Annotated in this window: 17 protein-coding genes; 11 read left to right on the plus strand and 6 right to left on the minus strand. The window is 67.4% G+C overall.

Translation table 11 applies throughout. The annotated features are described in order from the left end of the window. Nucleotides 1–51 precede the first annotated feature (51 nt). The 3 genes from ACIBK2_RS25695 to ACIBK2_RS25705 all read right to left on the minus strand — a co-directional run bounded on the left by ACIBK2_RS25695 (nt 52) and on the right by ACIBK2_RS25705 (nt 2,640). Nucleotides 52–699 carry a TetR/AcrR family transcriptional regulator gene (locus tag ACIBK2_RS25695; RefSeq protein WP_396970527.1) on the minus strand — a complete coding sequence of 216 codons (648 nt, stop codon included), beginning with the start codon at nt 697–699 and terminating at the stop codon, nt 52–54. Continuing rightward, complete coding sequence (locus ACIBK2_RS25700; protein ID WP_396970529.1) at nt 683–1,828, minus strand: acyl-CoA dehydrogenase family protein; 1,146 nt, start codon at nt 1,826–1,828, stop codon at nt 683–685. Before ACIBK2_RS25700 ends, ACIBK2_RS25695 begins: the two co-directional genes overlap by 17 nt. 122 nt (nt 1,829–1,950) lie before the next feature. Continuing rightward, nucleotides 1,951–2,640: a TetR/AcrR family transcriptional regulator gene (locus tag ACIBK2_RS25705; protein WP_396970531.1), complete on the minus strand. Its 690-nt coding sequence runs from the start codon at nt 2,638–2,640 to the stop codon at nt 1,951–1,953. Nucleotides 2,641–2,861: 221 nt separating this feature from the next. On the opposite strand from ACIBK2_RS25705, the gene ACIBK2_RS25710 reads away from it, so the two are divergent. The 7 genes from ACIBK2_RS25710 (at nt 2,862) to ACIBK2_RS25740 (ending at nt 9,159) form a co-directional block, all read left to right on the plus strand. Then, nucleotides 2,862–3,791, plus strand: coding sequence for an alpha/beta fold hydrolase (locus ACIBK2_RS25710; protein WP_396970533.1), 930 nt, complete (start codon nt 2,862–2,864; stop codon nt 3,789–3,791). 29 nt (nt 3,792–3,820) lie between these two features. Continuing rightward, complete coding sequence (locus ACIBK2_RS25715; RefSeq protein WP_396970535.1) at nt 3,821–4,036, plus strand: hypothetical protein; 216 nt, start codon at nt 3,821–3,823, stop codon at nt 4,034–4,036. Next, on the plus strand, nt 4,033–5,556 hold the full coding sequence (locus tag ACIBK2_RS25720) for a hypothetical protein (protein ID WP_396970537.1): 1,524 nt from the start codon (nt 4,033–4,035) through the stop codon (nt 5,554–5,556). The genes ACIBK2_RS25715 and ACIBK2_RS25720 overlap by 4 nt, the downstream gene beginning before the upstream one ends. A 45-nt stretch (nt 5,557–5,601) precedes the next feature. Then, the gene (locus ACIBK2_RS25725; protein WP_396970538.1) at nt 5,602–6,393 is read left to right on the plus strand and encodes a hypothetical protein; all 792 of its coding nucleotides are present in this window, start codon (nt 5,602–5,604) and stop codon (nt 6,391–6,393) included. Between the two features lie 95 nt (nt 6,394–6,488). Beyond that, complete coding sequence (locus tag ACIBK2_RS25730; RefSeq protein WP_396970539.1) at nt 6,489–7,919, plus strand: SDR family NAD(P)-dependent oxidoreductase; 1,431 nt, start codon at nt 6,489–6,491, stop codon at nt 7,917–7,919. 54 nt (nt 7,920–7,973) lie between these two features. After that, nucleotides 7,974–8,753, plus strand: a complete 780-nt coding sequence (locus ACIBK2_RS25735) for an O-methyltransferase (protein WP_396970541.1) — start codon at nt 7,974–7,976, stop codon at nt 8,751–8,753. A 16-nt stretch (nt 8,754–8,769) separates the two neighbouring features. Further along, nucleotides 8,770–9,159, plus strand: a complete 390-nt coding sequence (locus ACIBK2_RS25740; RefSeq protein WP_396970543.1) for a DUF2784 domain-containing protein — start codon at nt 8,770–8,772, stop codon at nt 9,157–9,159. A 37-nt stretch (nt 9,160–9,196) separates the two neighbouring features. On the opposite strand, the gene ACIBK2_RS25745 is transcribed toward ACIBK2_RS25740, so the two are convergent. Then, nucleotides 9,197–9,964, minus strand: coding sequence for a thioesterase II family protein (locus ACIBK2_RS25745; protein ID WP_396970545.1), 768 nt, complete (start codon nt 9,962–9,964; stop codon nt 9,197–9,199). A gap of 40 nt (nt 9,965–10,004) precedes the next feature. On the opposite strand from ACIBK2_RS25745, the gene ACIBK2_RS25750 reads away from it, so the two are divergent. From ACIBK2_RS25750 to ACIBK2_RS25760, 3 genes are all read left to right on the plus strand, one after another. After that, entirely contained in the window at nt 10,005–11,351 is a 1,347-nt protein-coding gene (locus ACIBK2_RS25750) for a CoA transferase (RefSeq protein ID WP_396970547.1), read from the plus strand. Nucleotides 11,352–11,745: 394 nt separating this feature from the next. Then, nucleotides 11,746–12,768: a nucleoside hydrolase gene (locus ACIBK2_RS25755; protein WP_396970821.1), complete on the plus strand. Its 1,023-nt coding sequence runs from the start codon at nt 11,746–11,748 to the stop codon at nt 12,766–12,768. After that, nucleotides 12,761–13,669, plus strand: coding sequence for an amidohydrolase family protein (locus tag ACIBK2_RS25760; protein WP_396970549.1), 909 nt, complete (start codon nt 12,761–12,763; stop codon nt 13,667–13,669). Before ACIBK2_RS25755 ends, ACIBK2_RS25760 begins: the two co-directional genes overlap by 8 nt. A gap of 154 nt (nt 13,670–13,823) precedes the next feature. Here the strand turns inward: ACIBK2_RS25760 and ACIBK2_RS25765 are convergent, their stop codons facing one another. Continuing rightward, on the minus strand, nt 13,824–14,465 hold the full coding sequence (locus tag ACIBK2_RS25765; RefSeq protein ID WP_396970551.1) for an NAD(P)-dependent oxidoreductase: 642 nt from the start codon (nt 14,463–14,465) through the stop codon (nt 13,824–13,826). Between the two features lie 108 nt (nt 14,466–14,573). Here ACIBK2_RS25765 and ACIBK2_RS25770 point away from each other — a divergent pair, with 108 nt between their 5' ends. Continuing rightward, nucleotides 14,574–15,068: a MarR family winged helix-turn-helix transcriptional regulator gene (locus tag ACIBK2_RS25770; protein ID WP_396970553.1), complete on the plus strand. Its 495-nt coding sequence runs from the start codon at nt 14,574–14,576 to the stop codon at nt 15,066–15,068. Nucleotides 15,069–15,203: 135 nt separating this feature from the next. On the opposite strand, the gene ACIBK2_RS25775 is transcribed toward ACIBK2_RS25770, so the two are convergent. Beyond that, nucleotides 15,204–15,509, minus strand: a complete 306-nt coding sequence (locus ACIBK2_RS25775) for a hypothetical protein (protein ID WP_396970555.1) — start codon at nt 15,507–15,509, stop codon at nt 15,204–15,206. Between the last annotated feature and the right edge of the window lie 233 nt (nt 15,510–15,742).

A 15,742-nucleotide genomic window follows, 5' to 3' on the forward strand; every position in this document is an offset into this window, starting at 1 on the left:
ACAGACCGAAAGCCACCTTCATTCGGCAGACCAAACGGGACCGGCGTGCGGTCAGCGCCGGCGGTCCACCTTCGGCAGCGACTCGGTGACCAGGGTCATCAGCATGTCCGCGAGCAGTTCGTGTACCTGCGGGCGGGTCAGCGTGCCGCGGGTGATCCATTCCCGGCCCGCGACTTTCACCAGCCCGCCATAGGCGCGGACCATCGCGCGCAATGCCGCACTGCGTGCCGAATCGGCGAGGCCGACCATCAGCAGCAGCCGCTCGGCCGCCGCGTCGTCGGCCTGGTCCAGGATCTGCTGCACCTCGGGGTCGTCGCCGACGCCCTCGTGGCTGGTCACCTTCACCCAGGTGCTGCCGTGCTCGGCGATGGTATCCAGCAGCCAGTGCACACTTGCCTCGACGCGTTCGCGCTCGGTGCCGGTGGGCACGATCATGTCGTCGAGCTTGGGCAGAGTGACCATCCGGCGCACCACCACGAGATACAAGTCGCGCTTGTTGCCGAAGTAGTGGTTGATCAGACCGCGGGCCACCCCGGCGCGCTGGGCCAGCTCGGCGGTCGAGACGGCCGCGTACGGCCGCTCGCCGAACATGTCGATCGCGCACGCCAGGATCTCGGCCCGGCGCTCGTCGGGTTCCAACCGGCGGCGGCGTGGCGCATCGCCCGCGGTCTCGCTCGTCGTATCAGAGAGACCGGGCAATGAGATCCTTCATCACCTCGTTGCTACCCGCGAGGATGCGCAAGACGCGGGCGCCGGTGTAGAGCTGCGAAATCGGATACTCCGTCATGTAGCCGTAGCCGCCGAACAGTTGCAGGCAGCGGTCAACCACGATACCCAGCTGATCGGTGAGCCAGTACTTCGACATCGCCGCGGTGGGGATGTCGAGCTCGCCGCGCAGGTGCTTGACGATGCAGTCGTCCAGGAAGGTGCGGCTGACCTTCGCGAGGGTCGCACACTCGGCGAGCTCGAATTTGGTGTTCTGCATGGCGAACAGCGGCTTGCCGAACGCCTCGCGGCCCTTGGTGTAGTCGATGGTCAGCTGCACCGCCTTTTCCATCATCGCCACCGCGATAATGCCGGTGACCAGGCGTTCCTGGGCCAGCATCTGCATCATCTGATAGAAGCCGAGGCCCTCGGCCTCGCCGAGCAAGTTCGAGGCGGGCACGCGCAGTCCGTCGAAGAAGAGTTCGGCGGTGTCCTGGGCCTTGCCGCCGATCTTGTTGAGGATGCGGCCGCGCTTGAAGCCGGGGGTGTCGTCGGACACGTCGGCGAAGATCAGCGAGACGCCGGACGCACCCTTCGTCGGGTCGGTCTTGGCGGCGATGATGATGCCGTCGCAGAGCCAGCCGTTGGTGATGAAGATCTTCGAGCCGGTGATCACGTACTCGTCGCCCTCGCGGACCGCGCGGGTCTTGATGTTCTGCAGATCGGAGCCGGTGCCCGGTTCGGTCATAGCGATCGAGAGCACCATCTCGCCGCTGGCCGCCTTGGGCAGCACGCGCTGCTTGAGCTCCGCGGAACCGAATTCTTTGAGGTACGGCGCGATGATCGAGCTGTGCACCGGCATGCCCAGCGAGCCGTCACCGGCGCGGGACTGTTCCTCGATGATCGCGGCCTCGTGCGCGAATGTGCCGCCGCCACCGCCGAATTCGGTGGGGATAGCGGTGCACAGCAGGCCGAGTTCGCCCGCCCGGTTGTACAGCGCGCGATCGGGGTGGCCTTGCGCGACGAACTTCTCCTCGTGCGGGACGACCTCCTTCTCGAAGAACGCCCTCGCCAGGTCGCGTACCGCCTCGACCTCGTCGTCACTCCATGCGGCGCGTGCCATCATCGGATCCTTTGCTCGCAGCTCCCCCGGCGTCGACGCCGGTCATCGTCCTCAGATTGTCGCACTATTGGCAGTGTGTCAACAAGACGGGCATGGCTCGGTCCGATAAGTGCTGGCAGCGGTCAGCTCGCGGGTTGTTGCGCCTGATTCACGGCGGCGAGCGAGGTGAAGATCGGCGTCTCCGGATCGGCCGAGATGCCCTGCCTGCGCAGGAAGCCGTCGATCAGGCCCCAGACGAATTCGGTGGCCTGGTCGACGAATTCGGCGGTCCGGTCCGGGTGCGGCAGCGCCGAATCGGCCAGCCACAGGTCGGTGATCGAGACGACGACGCCGACCACCGCGCGGGACAGGTAGTCGATGCCCGCGGTGTCGATCGGAATGGACTCGGCGATGTCGCGGGCCTGCCTGGTGAAGCGGTCCGAGGCCGCGCGGCCGAGGTCGAACTGCAGCACCGTTCCGTCGGACTGCTGGGTCACCTGCGCCTGGCCGAGGAAGCGAAAAACGTTGGGATGCTGCAGAATACTGTCGGCGTATCCGGTGAGCACCCGGCGCAACGCGGTCCGCGGCGGCTGCAGCATGAGCGTCAGGTCGTTGCCCGCGGCGGCCGCGGCGGCCTTGGCCATCCGGTTGCCGATCTCAGTGTAGAGATCGGCCTTGTCGGCGAACTGGCGATACAGGCGGGGCTTGGTGATGCCTGCCTCACGGGCGATGTCGTCCATGCTCGGCCGCGGTCCGTCCCGGTCGATCACCCGGATCGCGGCGTCGACGATCTCCGCACGGGAGGTCGTCGAACGGACGCTGGGACGAGGCACGACCGCAGCTTACACGTACCGCCGGTACGGATACCGACGTGAGGTGCGCCATAGTCTGCCGGTAGCTCTCCCGTTCCCGGGCATTTCTTCGTACTGTCAGTATCAGAAAACGTACTACCGGTACGGGTCGATTCGTTCCAGCGAGCTATGCGCAGTGTCCGATGCCCGGCCGACCACCGCGTGACCGTCCGGCAGCCCACACCCGAACGAGGCAACAAATAATGACCAACGAGCTCGACACCGAAACGCCCCGCCCGGATCGGGAGTGGACGGTGACCGCCGACGGCACCGAACTCGCCGTCTACGAATGGGGCGACCCCGCCGCCGCACCCCTGGTCCTGGTACACGGCCTCACCGATACCCATCGCGTGTGGGCCACGGTCGCCGCGCTGCTGACCGACGGCTTCCGGGTGATCACCTACGACGTGCGCGGCCACGGTCGTTCGGCAACGCCCGCGCTGCTGTCGGACTTCCGGCTCGATCGGCTCGCCGCCGACTTCTTCGCGGTGATCGATGCGGCGAGTCCGAAGCGGCCGGTGCACACCTGCGGGCACGGCTGGGGTGCGGTGCAGCTGTGGGAGGCGGTGTGTGATCCGCGGGCGAATACCCGAATCGCTTCGTTCACAGCCATTTCCGGGCCGAATCTCGATCACCTCGGTCTGTGGTTGCGGGCCGTCGCGCCACACGCCCGGCTGCATGCGGGTGATATCGGCTGGTGGTTGAGCGGTGTGCGCTGGACGCTCAGCCCGGTGCCGGTGGCGCGCAGGCTCTACCCGCCGCGGGTGCGCACGCTGCTGGTGGAACGGCTCGGCGGTCTCTCGCCGGTGCCGGCCAGGATCGCGCGCACCTGGCGTACGGATCTGATGGCGGGTGGGCGGATCGCGCAGGCCAACCTGTTGCATCATCTGCGGCGGCCGCGGGTGCGGCGCACCGCGGTGCCGGTGCAACTGCTCGTCGACACCACCGATCCGTTCGTGCCGGCCTCCATCTACGACACCTCGACGCGCTGGGTGGACCGGCTGTGGCGCTGTGCCGTTCCGGCCGACCACTGGCTGCCGGTGACCGAGCCGCTGCTGGTCGCCGAGGCGATCGCCAATTTCGTCGATGACATGCGGGCCGACCACGCCGCGATCACCCCGCGCAGCAGCTGACCACAACTCGATACCGATACGGAGATCCCATGCCGGACGCAGCCACGCCGCTGATCCGCACACTTGGCGCACCACTGCCCGACGAGTTCGACCGGCTCACCGACTCCGATCTCGCCGAACTCGACCGCCTGCTGCGCACCGCCGTGACCGCGCGCGGCGAGCGCCTCGGCGCGGCGGTCGAGTCCTCGCTCCAGCTCATTCCCCGGCTGATGCGGCCGACTGTGAAGCGAGCACTCGGGTTATGAGTGCTCAGCTGATGGCTCGCGCCGAGACCACCAAACTCGCACGCCTGCTTGATATTTCCGACCCCGCCGAGCTCGACTTCCTCAATGGGCTTTCGCCGGAGGCGATTCGAGAGTTCCGCGAGCGGGCCACCGATCTACTGTTCAACGGTGACGCCGCACGCATGAAACGCGTTGCCGCAGCGACGAAATTGGTGCCCACCGCGATCAGCGCCAAGGCCGCCGAGCGGGCATTCGGCCCGGTGCTGTGCGCGGCCGTCGCCGGTTCGGTCGAACCTGCCCGCGCGGTCGATATCGCCAAGGCGCTGCCCGCCAAGTTTCTGGCCGAGACCGCGATTCAGCTCGACCCGCGCCGCACCGCCGACATCATCGCAGCGGTGCCGCCGCGGCTGGTCGTCGAGGTGGCGCGCGAGCTGCTACGTCAGGACGACCACGTGACGATGAGCCGGTTCGTCGGTGTGGTGCCCGAGGAGTCGATGCGGGCCGCGGTGCCGGTGTTCGGCGACGCGGATCTGCTGCGCATCGGCTTCCTCATGGAGGACAAATCGGCGTTGGACCGGCTGATGGGGCTGGTCACCGACCGGCTCGCCGGAGTCATCCGTGCCGCGCACGAACAAGACCTGTGGGCCGAGGGACTCGACCTGCTCGACAGCGTCGGCCAGGAGAATCGGGCCACGCTCGGCGATATCGCCGCCGGGCTCGGCGGCGAGGTGCTCGACGGCCTGATCGAGGCGGTCGGCACGCTCGACGCCTGGGACTCGCTGCTGCCGGTGACCAGCGCGATGAACGCGGACAGCTTGCGCGCATTCGCCGAAAGGCCTGCGGTACAGGAGGAATCGGTGCTCGCCTCGATCATGAATGCCGCACTGAACAAAGGCTTTTGGCTCGATCTGCTGCCGCTCGTGGTGCATCTGCAGCCGTCGCAGCTCGCCATTCTGGCCGCGCGGCTGGCCGACAAGTCCGACGAGGAGCTCGGCGACCTTGTCGCCCAAGCGGATACGGCCGGCCTGTGGAACTCCATGCTGCCGATCGCGCTCGCCATGACCGAGGCCGACCGCCGCCGGATGGCCGGGCTGCCGATCATGCAGGACCCCGAGGTGCTCCGCGCGGTGATCGACACCACCGCCGAACACGAACTCTGGTCGCAGGCACTGCCTCTGGTGGACGCGCTGCCCGACTCGGCGACGCCTATCCTCGCCTCGTGCATCGGTGATCTCAGCACAGACCAGCTGCTCGCCGCGGTTCTGGTCGCCTCGCGCAGCGACAACATCGACACCCTCGTCGGTATCGCGCTCGCGCAGGACGCGGACGGCCGCGCGCGAGTGCTCGAGATCATCGACGGGATGGACAAACTGGACGAGTTCCTCGCCGCGCTCACACCGGACACCCCAGATGTGGTGTGGCAGGGGTTGATCGAGGTGCATCCGGAAATCCCTACCGCACTGCGCATTCGGCTGGCCGACCGCGCGGATAGCTGCGGCCGTACCGCTGCGGCCGAGAGCCTGCGTTCGGATCAAGCCTGACCCGAACGTCCGGCGTGGCCACCGGCGAAGTGATACTTTCGCCCCATGATGGGACCGGCTGGTCAGAGGCCTCCGAGCCTCAGCAACGCCGGATGGCTACACGAACCGTTGACGCCGATCGGGCCGATGCGGCCGTACCCGGACGGCCGGGTGCCGCCGCAGCCGCTCGGTCGCTGGCGGCAGCCGGGCGGTAACCGGGGGCGGCTGTGGGTGCTCGGCGCGGTGGTCGGTGTGTCGACGCTCGCGGTCGTCGGCGTGCTCGCCGTGTCCGACAGCCGCAGCGCCGACCCGGTGCCGGATCTGCGGGGCTACCACCACGTCGACAACCTCTGCGCCATCACGGACACCGCGCCGTACGTGCACGCCGGATTCGCCTTGGCGCCCTCCAGTCCGACGACGCTGAAGTACCCGCTGCACCAGACCCGGCTGCATCCGGCGCTCGACTCGATGACGTGCACGATCCGCCTGGCCCCGGCGGGAAAGGGCGAGCGGGCCGACGACACCACCCTGATAGCGAACGCGTTGGTGCACAAGCGGGCCGATCCCGGTCCCGAATTCACCGCGCGGTTCGAGACCTGGACGCAGGCCGACCTCGCCGCGGACGACGCCGTCACGAAGATCGACGGGCTCGGCGACGAGGCGTATATCGTCCGCAAGCAGACCGAGCACGCGCCGAACACGGGCGTCACTCTCGCGGTGCGCGACGGCTGGACCACCTTCGAAATCAGCTGGTTGCACCCGCCGTCGGTGGTCACGACCATCGATATCAAGGTGCCGGAGGTCATCGAATTGCTGAAGCGAACCGCGGCCACCACGATGGCGCTGCTGCGCGCGTAGGCCATCGAGAGGCAACCGGGCGGCAACCTGGTCGCGGAGTTTGCGACAATGGTCCGGTCGATTTCCCAGCTCACCGAAGGATGTCTGTACCACCGATGGCCGAAAGCATGATTGATCCGGACGACCTCGCGACCTGTCTGCGGGTACTGGACCAGGCCGGGCAGCTGGAAAAGGAGCATCCCGACTCGGTGGCGGTGCAGCGCGCGGTCGGGCACATGTTCAAGAAGCTGAAGCAGCGGCGCCGGATCGAGGCCAGGACGGCCGTGGCCGACGCCGACCGCGAGGTGATCGCCGCGACGGCCACCGGCTCGCCGCAGCGGATCGATGACGAGACCGCGGGCATTCCGCTCGCCTCGAACGCCCGCGGCGCGACCGCGGGCACGCTGATCCGGGCGCGGCCCTGCTACATCTGCAAGCAGCCGTACACGCAGGTCGACGCCTTCTATCACCAGCTGTGCCCGGAGTGTGCCGCGAGCAGCCACACCAAGCGGGACGCCCGTACCGATCTGACCGGTCGTCGTGCGCTGCTCACCGGCGGGCGCGCGAAGATCGGCATGTACATCGCGCTGCGGTTGCTGCGCGACGGCGCGCACACCACCATCACCACCCGGTTCCCGAATGACGCGATCCGCCGGTTCGCCGCGATGGACGACAGCCCGGAGTGGCTGCATCGGCTGCGCGTCGTCGGTATCGATCTGCGTGATCCGGCGCAGGTGGTCGCGCTCGCCGACGATGTCGCGGCGCAGGGTCCGCTCGACATCCTGATCAACAACGCCGCGCAGACGGTCCGCCGCTCCCCCGGCGCCTACAGTGCGCTCGTCGACGCCGAGTCCGGTCCGCTGCCCGCGGGTGCGCTGCCCGATGTGGTGACGTTCGGTAAGACGATGCAGGCGCATCCCACCGCGCTCACCGCCTCGCTCACGCCGACGCTGACCGCGGCCGATGTCGCCGAGCTGGCGCTCGTCGCGGGATCGGCTACGCCCGAACGGATTTCGCGTGGTGTCGCGATCGATGCCGGTGGTCTGGTGCCGGATCTCGCACATACGAACAGCTGGGTGCAGACCGTCGCGGAGGTCGACCCGACCGAGCTGCTCGAAGTGCAGCTGTGCAATTCGGTCGCGCCGTTCATCCTGGTGTCGCGGTTGCGGCCGACCATGGCCGCCTCGTCCGCACGGCGGAAGTACATCGTCAACGTGTCGGCGATGGAAGGCCAGTTCGCCCGCGCGTACAAGGGGCCGGGCCACCCGCACACGAATATGGCCAAGGCCGCGCTGAACATGCTGACCCGCACCAGCGCGGGCGAAATGCTCGAAGCCGACGGCATTTTGATGACCGCCGTCGATACCGGGTGGATCACCGACGAGCGGCCGCACTACACGAAGGTCCGGCTCGCCGAGGAGGGCTTCCACGCGCCCCTCGACCTGGTCGACGGTGCGGCTCGGGTCTATGACCCGATCGTGCAGGGTGAGTACGGCACCGATCTCTACGGTTGCTTCCTGAAGGACTACCGGCCGTCGCCCTGGTAATCCGGTAGTGCCCCAGGCAGAATCGGCCGCACACCGACCTGTCTAAGGGGCTGCATGACGAATCAGACTGGGCTCGGCGCACTGGTGCGCGATCGGCTGCCGTTCCTGCGCTGGTCGACCATCCGCATGGGCCTCGGCCTGGGCAGCGTGCTGCGCACGGGGCAGGTGGGCGACGGTCGCGAGCAGGCCTTGCTGGCGCATGTTCGGGCCACTGCCACGGCGGGCGATCCGGACAGTGTGCTCGCCGCGATCGACGACTTCGCGCGCAATCGCAGTCTGCTGATGAACGTCGGCGACGAAAAGGGCCTGATCCTGGACAACGCGGTCAAGCGGGCCGCGCCGACGCTGCTGCTCGAATTGGGCGCTTACTGCGGATACAGCGCGGTGCGTACCGGTCGGGTGATGCCGTCGACCGCGCGGTTGGTGACGGTGGAGGCGAGCCCGGACAATGCCGAGATCGCGCGTGCGGTGATCGAGCACGCCGGCCTGGCCGATCGGATCACCGTGGTGGTCGGCAAGATCGGTGACGGTGGTGCGACCATGCGGCACCTCGCGATCGAGCACGACTTCGGGTCCGGCGCACTGGATTTCGTGTTCATCGATCATTTGAAGACCGCGTATCTCCCGGATCTGAAGTCGATCATGTCCGCGAGTTGGTTGCATCCCGGGACGATCGTGGTGGCCGACAACGTCAGAATTCCGGGTGCGCCCGGGTATCGCCGCTATATGCGCGAGCACGAAGGGTCGCGCTGGCGCACCACGGAGCATAAAACGCACCTGGAATACCAATCCTTGGTCGCCGATCTCGTGCTCGAGTCCGAATTCCTCGGCTGAGGGCTACGCTGGTGGGGTGCTGTATCGGCTGCTGGCCGATGCCACCGCCGCCGCACATTTCGTGTTCGTGGCGTATGTGGTTGTCGGCGGGTTCATCGCGTGGCGCTGGCCGCGCAGTATCTGGCTGCACTTGATCGCGTTCTGCTGGGGCTTCAGCACCGTGTTGTTCCGGATCGATTGTCCGCTCACGCATTTGGAGAATTGGGCGCGGCATCGGGCGGGTGAGGCGGGGCTGCCGTCCAGTGGATTCATCGATCACTACATCACCGGGGTGCTCTATCCGGAGAGCGCGCTCGGGTTGGTGCGGGTGCTCGTCGCGGTGTGTGTCGCGGTGTCGTGGGTGGGGTATGGGTTGCTGCGGCGGCGGGCAGCCGGGTCGACCGCCCGCCTGCAGGCATCCCACTAGTTACATTCCTATGAAACAGCTTGGCCGAGAGCCGTTTTCACACTCGCGAAGCTGCCAGTCGCTGCGCCACCACTTCGGCGACTTCCGCCGGCTGTTCGTCTAGATAGAAGTGGCCGCCGGGGAACGTTGCGCGGCTGAACGTTCCGGTGGTGAAGTCGCGCCACTCGTCGGCCTGCTCGGGTGCCATCGTGGGGTCCTCGATGCTGACGAGGGCGGCGATGTCGGCGGTCAAGGGGTCGCCCGGCGTGTATCGGTACGTCTCTACGGCCTGGTAGTCGCCGCGGACGGCGGGCAGCACCAACTCCGCGAGACTTGGTTCGTCACGCAGCATTTGGATCGGCGCGGGGTCGGCGGCCAATCGCTCCAGGTCCGCGATCAGGTCGCTGTCGGTGCCGAGGTGCAGCTGCTTGGTCTCCACGAAAGTCGGTGCGGGACGGCCGGAGACGAACAAGGTCGTCACCGCCTGGCCCTTGCGCTCGAGTCGGCGCGCGGTTTCGAACGCGACTGTTGCGCCCATGCTATGACCGAATAGCGCTAGCCCATCAACGATTCCGAGCCTCAGCACTTCTTCAGCAATCCGATCGGCGAGCGCCTCCAGGTCGGTGATCGCCGCTTCGCCGAGCCGATCCTGCCGCCCCGGATACTGCACCGCGGCGACGAGGATGCCCGCACCGAAGCGTTTCGCCACATCTCGGTACGCGGTCACCGGACCACCGCCGGGAGGGAAACACAGCAGGTGGTGCCGGGGAGTCGCCTCGGATCGCAGGATCCGCAGCCATTCACCGGACTCGACGGTTCGGCCCATGTAAGTCTCCTTCTCAGACGGAACTATTACGCTCTTTCGGGTGAACGCGCACACACGGCTGGTCCACGACTACGAAGCCGGAATCGGTGTCACCTCCGCTGTCATTACGCCCGCTCCCGATCCCGGCAGCAATCTGGCTGCGACACTGCCGGTCTGGTCGCTCGCCGCCGGGTCGGTCGCCGCACTCATCGGCGCGGCCAACCGGATCCGCGGCGTCCGCGGCCTCGACCCGGTCGCCCACCGCATCGACCCCGCGCGCATCACCGCTGCGTTCTGTAGTGAACGCCTACTCAGGATCAACGGCCGGCCCGCCAAGATGTTCGGCGACCTCTCCGGATTCTTCCCCACCTTCGACGGCTGGGTCCGCACACACGCCAATTACCCGCACCATCGCGCCCGCCTGCTCGCCGCGCTGGGCCTGCCCGCCGACGCGCCCTTCGACCTCGCCGTGGCGCAGATGGCGATGAGTCGCGCGGCCGACGTCGAGGACCACGCGGCCGCGCACGGGGCGATCGCGGTTCGCGTGCGCACCGAACAGGAGTGGGCGGGCAGTGCCGAGGGTTGGGCCGCCGCGCACGGGCCGCTGGTCGGGATCGGGACGCGTGCCGACCGTGGCGAGCCCGGATTGCCGGTCAGCGCAGCACCTTTCCAGCCGTTGCGTGGGCTGCGGGTGCTCGATCTGACCCGAGTGATCGCCGGGCCGGTCGCGACCCGCACGTTGGCGTTGCTCGGTGCCGATGTGCTGCGGGTCGATCCCCCGCAGCTGCCCGAAATCTCTTGGCAGTACGCCGATACCAGCCAGGGCAAGCGCTCCACGCTGGTTGATCTGTGGGCCCAACTGCCGCTGATTCGCGACCTGCTCGCCTCTGCTGACGTGCTGGTCACCGGATACCGGCCGGGCGCGCTGGAACGCGCGGGTCTCATCGCCGCCATGCGCCCAGGATTGATCCACGGCCGCGTCAGCGCCTGGGGCGAGGTCGGACCGTGGGGCGAACGACGCGGCTTCGACAGCATCGTGCAGGCCGCATCCGGCATCGCCATCGCCGAAGGCGCACCCTCCGTCCCGAGCGCCCTGCCCGCCCAAGCCCTCGACCACGCCACCGGCTACCTCCTCGCCGCAGGCGTCATCGACGCACTGTCCCTGCGCGCCGCCGACGGCATCGGCCGCGACGTCCGAGTCGCCTTGGCCCGCACCGCCGCCTGGCTCCTCGCCGCCCCCGACCGCACCCCCCGCCACCCGTCGGCCACCCTCCCCGACCCCGCCCACGCCATGTCCCACGGCGACGTAATCACCGCCACCCCCGCCATTGCCGAATACCCCGCCTACACCTGGCCCGCCCCCACCTACGGCGCCGACCGCCCCGCCTGGCCCCTGAAAACCCACTAACCGACACCACCCGCACCCCTCAACTCGCCGCGCACAGTTCAACCTGACGCGCACGGATCAGCCGACGAATTCGCGCGCGCCACACCACAACGTGCGCGGCGACCATCGCGTGAACCATCGACCACGCCGCGAACAATTCAGCGTGACGCGCACAGTCCAGTGTCCAGCGCACAGATCAGCTAGCGTTTTGGTGCGCGGCACACCACAACGTGCGCGGCACACGATCACGCTCACGCCGCGCGCATCTCAGCGGCACGCGCACATCGTGGTGCCGGGCGTGCGAATCTGCGTGCAGTTCGGGGCGCGGCGTGACGAACGGGGCGCGCGGAGCTGGTGCGAACCCTGCGGAGGCCGGTGGGGCGGTTAGTCTCGTTGGGTGCGGCAGAAGATCATCATGGATGTTGATACCGGGGTCGACGATTCCCTTGCGCTGCTCTATCTTCTTGCGTCGCCCGAGGCTGAGATCATCGGGATCGCCTCGACTGCGGGGAATGTGCCTGCGCCGCAGGTGGCGGCGAACAATCTCGCGTGGCTGGACGTGTGTCGGGCGCCGGAGATCGAGGTTGCGCTCGGGGCCGCCGAGCCGCTGGCGGTTCCGTTGCGGACCACCGAGGACACGCATGGGCCGCAGGGGGTCGGGTATGCCGAGCTGCCGGCCTCGACGCGGGTGCTCTCGTCGCGGTCGGCCGCGCAGATGTGGGTCGATCTGGTGCGTGCGCATCCCGGCGAGATCGTCGGGTTGTGTACCGGGCCGCTGACCAATCTGGCGCTGGCTGTTCGGCTGGAGCCTGCGTTGCCGACGTTGCTGCGCAGGCTGGTGATCATGGGTGGCGCGTTCAATCACCCCGGCAATACGACTCCCACGAACGAATGGAACGTGCACGTGGATCCGGAGGCCGCGAAAGAGGTCTTCGACGCCTTCTCCGCCGCGCCGCAGGACCGTCGGCCGATCGTTTGCGCGCTCGACATCACCGAGACCATCGAGATGCGGCCGAAGCATCTGGCGCTGCTCGCCGAGCGCGCGGGAAGTCTTCCGGTGGAGACGGTTTCGGAGACCGATCCGCCCGAGGCCCGGTCGGTGGCGAGCAATCCCATCGTCCGGCATGCCACCGACGCGGTGCGGTTCTACTTCGACTTCCACCGGCTCTACGACCTCGGGTACCTCGCGCACATGCACGATCCGTTCGCTGCGGCGGTGGCGCTCGACCCGGAGCTCGCCGTCACGCGTCCGGCGACGGTCGACGTCGAGCTCGCAGGGACGATAACGCGCGCGACGACGGTGGCGGACTGGGCGGGCATGTGGGGGCGAGAACCCAACGCGGACATCGTGATCGGCACGGATCAACAGTTGTTCTTCGACCGGCTGATCACCCGGGTCGGCGACTTCGCGCGGAAGGTGTACCCGCCGAATGTGTGAGACAGGAGAGGCCGTGATCGGCGACCAGGACGACAACACCTACCTCGCCCAGTTCCGCAACCGGCTCGGACTGCCCGGAATCATCGACGTGCACACGCATTTCATGCCGGAACCGGTGATGCAGAAGGTGTGGGCGTACTTCGACTCGGCCGGTCCGCTCACCGCCCGCACCTGGCCCATCGCCTACCGGCACGATGAGCAGGTCAGGTTGAAGACGGTGCGCGGCTTCGGCGTTCGAGCCTTCAGCGCCCTCGTCTACCCACACAAGCCCGAGATGGCGGCCTGGTTGAACGAATGGACCGCCGAATTCGCCGAGCGGACACCGGATTGCCTGCACACGGCCACGTTCTATCCCGAGCCAGGCGCCGAAAGGTATGTCGCAGCGGCGATTCAACGCGGCGCCCGACTGTTCAAGGTGCACATTCAGGTCGGCGGCTTCGATCCCGGCAATCCACTGCTCGACCCCACTTGGGCCTTGATCCAAGACGCGGGGATTCCGGTCGTCATCCACTGCGGATCCGGTCCGGTAGCAGGCGAATTCACCGGACCGGCACCCATTGCCGCACTGTTGCAGCGTTTTCCCCGCTTGCGGCTGATCATCGCGCACATGGGCGCACCTGAATACACCGAATTCTTCGACCTCGCCGAGCAATACCCGGATGTCCGCTTCGACACCACGATGACGTTCACCGACTTTTTCGAGGAAGTAGACCCGTTCCCCGACACCGAACGCGGCAGGCTGCGCACCCTCGGCGATCGGATCATGTTCGGCAGCGACTTCCCGAACATCCCCTACACCTACGGCCACGCCGTCTCCGCACTGGAACGCCTCGAACTCGGCGACGACTGGTTACGCAAGGTCTGCTATCAGAATGCTGCCGACCTGTTCGGTATCGAGTAGACGCCTGCCCGCCGGGTCTGCCCTACCTTCCGCCCTCGACAGATGGGGTGCTACCCGGCCGACATCAGCGTCGAAGCCGAGGGCTGCGGGGCAGCACATGCGCCACATAAGATTTCACGCCTATCCCCCGAAGATCGGGGCAATCGATGCGCAGTCAGAACGCCGCGACGGTGAACCTGGCGCGGCGGTGCGCGGGCTGCTCGGCTTCGTCGAGCAGGGCGACCGCGAAGTCCTCCATCGAGATGGTCGATTCGCCGTCGGAGCAGGTGAGTAGCTCGTCGACGCCCGACCGGTAAGTGCCGGTGCGCTCTCCCGGCACCAGCTGGGCGGGCGGGCTCAGATAGGTCCAGTCCGCGACGGTTTCGGTTCGGCACAGTGCGAGCTGATCGGCGCAGGCCTGCGCGATCGGCCGCAGTTCCGTTGGGAAGTCGGGCGTTTCGTGCAGCGTCAGTCCATCGGCGTCCGGCACCAGCAGCGTCGACGCGCCGCCGACGACCAGCAGTCGGACACCGTTGTGCGCCAACGCCTTCAGGAGAACCGAGGTTATCTCGGGCAATTCGTGCTCTTGTCCGGTTGTGGGCCTGGTCGCGGTGATCACGAGATCCTGTCCGGCGCTGAGCGTTACGACATCGTCGAGATTCATCGCATCGCCGATTCTGACCTCCGCCGCGACTGGCACCGCGGCCGCACCGGCCGGGTTCCGCATCACCGCGACGACCTCGTGACCGCGCGCCAACGCCTCGGTCACCACCCGGCTGCCCACCTCACCCGTCGCGCCGAACACCGTGATCCGCATGATCAACCTCCACTCATTTCGATTACTTAGCTCTAAGTAACTTACCTTAGCGCTCAGCAATTCCCACATGCGATACCTCACCGTTGAGATATTCGCTAGAGTGCGGTGGTGACCGATCACGTCGACCATGTTCTCGCGCAGTGGCAGGACCAACGCCCAGACCTGGACGTCTCCCCCATGGCCGTGCTCGGGCGGCTGTCCAGACTGTCCCAGCTCACCGGTGCCGAGCTGCGCAAAACCTTCACCGCACATGGCCTCGACCCCGCATCCTTCGACGTCCTGGCCACACTGCGGCGCAGCGAACCGCCGCACAGCCTCACCCCCACCGAGCTGATGCATTCGGCGATGGTCACTTCCGGCGCGATCACCCAGCGCCTGGATCGCCTCGAGGACCGCGGCCTGGTGCGCCGGTCCCGCAGCGAATCCGATGGTCGCGGCATTCGCGTCGACCTCACCGACACCGGACGCACTCTTATCGATGACGCGCTGCCCGATCACGTCGCCACCGAAGAGCGCCTGCTAGCCCCCTTGAACCCGAAGCAACGCGCCGCGCTCGCCGACGCGTTACGCACATTGCTCGAATCCCTAGGCGACGCAACCTGATTCGATGGCACGTCACGCGCGTCAGTTCGACCGATGCGCACGAAATTGCCAGCCGAACCGTGCGCGTCGCGCTGAACGGTACGCATGGCGCCGGAACCGGTGCGCGTAGCACTGATCGATGCGCGCGAGGCTTGGTCAGGCGGCGGGCAATGCGGCCAGTCCGCGGATGTAGTTGACGCGCTGCTCAGTGTCGAAGACCTGCGCACGGTCGGTGATCTTGACTTGGGTCGCGTAATAGAAGCCGGGCCCCTGAACGCTGACCTGCACGAACCCCTGGATCTTGTCCTCCTTGACAGCCAGGAACACCAGGCCGAGCAGGCAGAACACCATCAGCAGCACGGCCAGCACGATCGCATACGACGGAATGCGCTGGTTGACGCTGGTCTGGTTGGTGACAATCCACGTGGTCCCCGCCAGTGGATGCTGCCCAGAGGGCGTCATGACCTGAGTCGCGGTACACCCGATATCACCGACAGTCACCAAAACCGGCGCCGGAGTGAACGAATTCCACTGCGGCGGAGGCGGTTCCGGCCCAGAAGTCCACTGCGGCCGAACCATCCCCGATTCTGACGGCCGAGCAATCGCTTCATCCGACATCGCCAGCACCTCCTAAGCCCAGCGGAGGGAGAGATCCCCCCGCACACGTCGGCTGGCGAGTCCTCGTCGCCGCATCA

Source organism: Nocardia sp. NPDC050175 (assembly GCF_044459885.1).
Lineage (GTDB): Bacteria > Actinomycetota > Actinomycetes > Mycobacteriales > Mycobacteriaceae > Nocardia.

Coding starts and splice junctions, on each gene's coding strand:
- ACIBK2_RS25700 (WP_396970529.1), bottom strand. CDS start 1,828: ATGGCACGCGCCGCATGGAGTGACGACGAGGTCGAGGCGGTACGCGAC.
- ACIBK2_RS25710 (WP_396970533.1), top strand. CDS start 2,862: ATGACCAACGAGCTCGACACCGAAACGCCCCGCCCGGATCGGGAGTGG.
- ACIBK2_RS25715 (WP_396970535.1), top strand. CDS start 3,821: ATGCCGGACGCAGCCACGCCGCTGATCCGCACACTTGGCGCACCACTG.
- ACIBK2_RS25720 (WP_396970537.1), top strand. CDS start 4,033: ATGAGTGCTCAGCTGATGGCTCGCGCCGAGACCACCAAACTCGCACGC.
- ACIBK2_RS25725 (WP_396970538.1), top strand. CDS start 5,602: ATGATGGGACCGGCTGGTCAGAGGCCTCCGAGCCTCAGCAACGCCGGA.
- ACIBK2_RS25730 (WP_396970539.1), top strand. CDS start 6,489: ATGGCCGAAAGCATGATTGATCCGGACGACCTCGCGACCTGTCTGCGG.
- ACIBK2_RS25735 (WP_396970541.1), top strand. CDS start 7,974: ATGACGAATCAGACTGGGCTCGGCGCACTGGTGCGCGATCGGCTGCCG.
- ACIBK2_RS25745 (WP_396970545.1), bottom strand. CDS start 9,964: ATGGGCCGAACCGTCGAGTCCGGTGAATGGCTGCGGATCCTGCGATCC.
- ACIBK2_RS25755 (WP_396970821.1), top strand. CDS start 11,746: ATGGATGTTGATACCGGGGTCGACGATTCCCTTGCGCTGCTCTATCTT.
- ACIBK2_RS25760 (WP_396970549.1), top strand. CDS start 12,761: ATGTGTGAGACAGGAGAGGCCGTGATCGGCGACCAGGACGACAACACC.
- ACIBK2_RS25765 (WP_396970551.1), bottom strand. CDS start 14,465: ATGCGGATCACGGTGTTCGGCGCGACGGGTGAGGTGGGCAGCCGGGTG.
- ACIBK2_RS25775 (WP_396970555.1), bottom strand. CDS start 15,509: ATGACGCCCTCTGGGCAGCATCCACTGGCGGGGACCACGTGGATTGTC.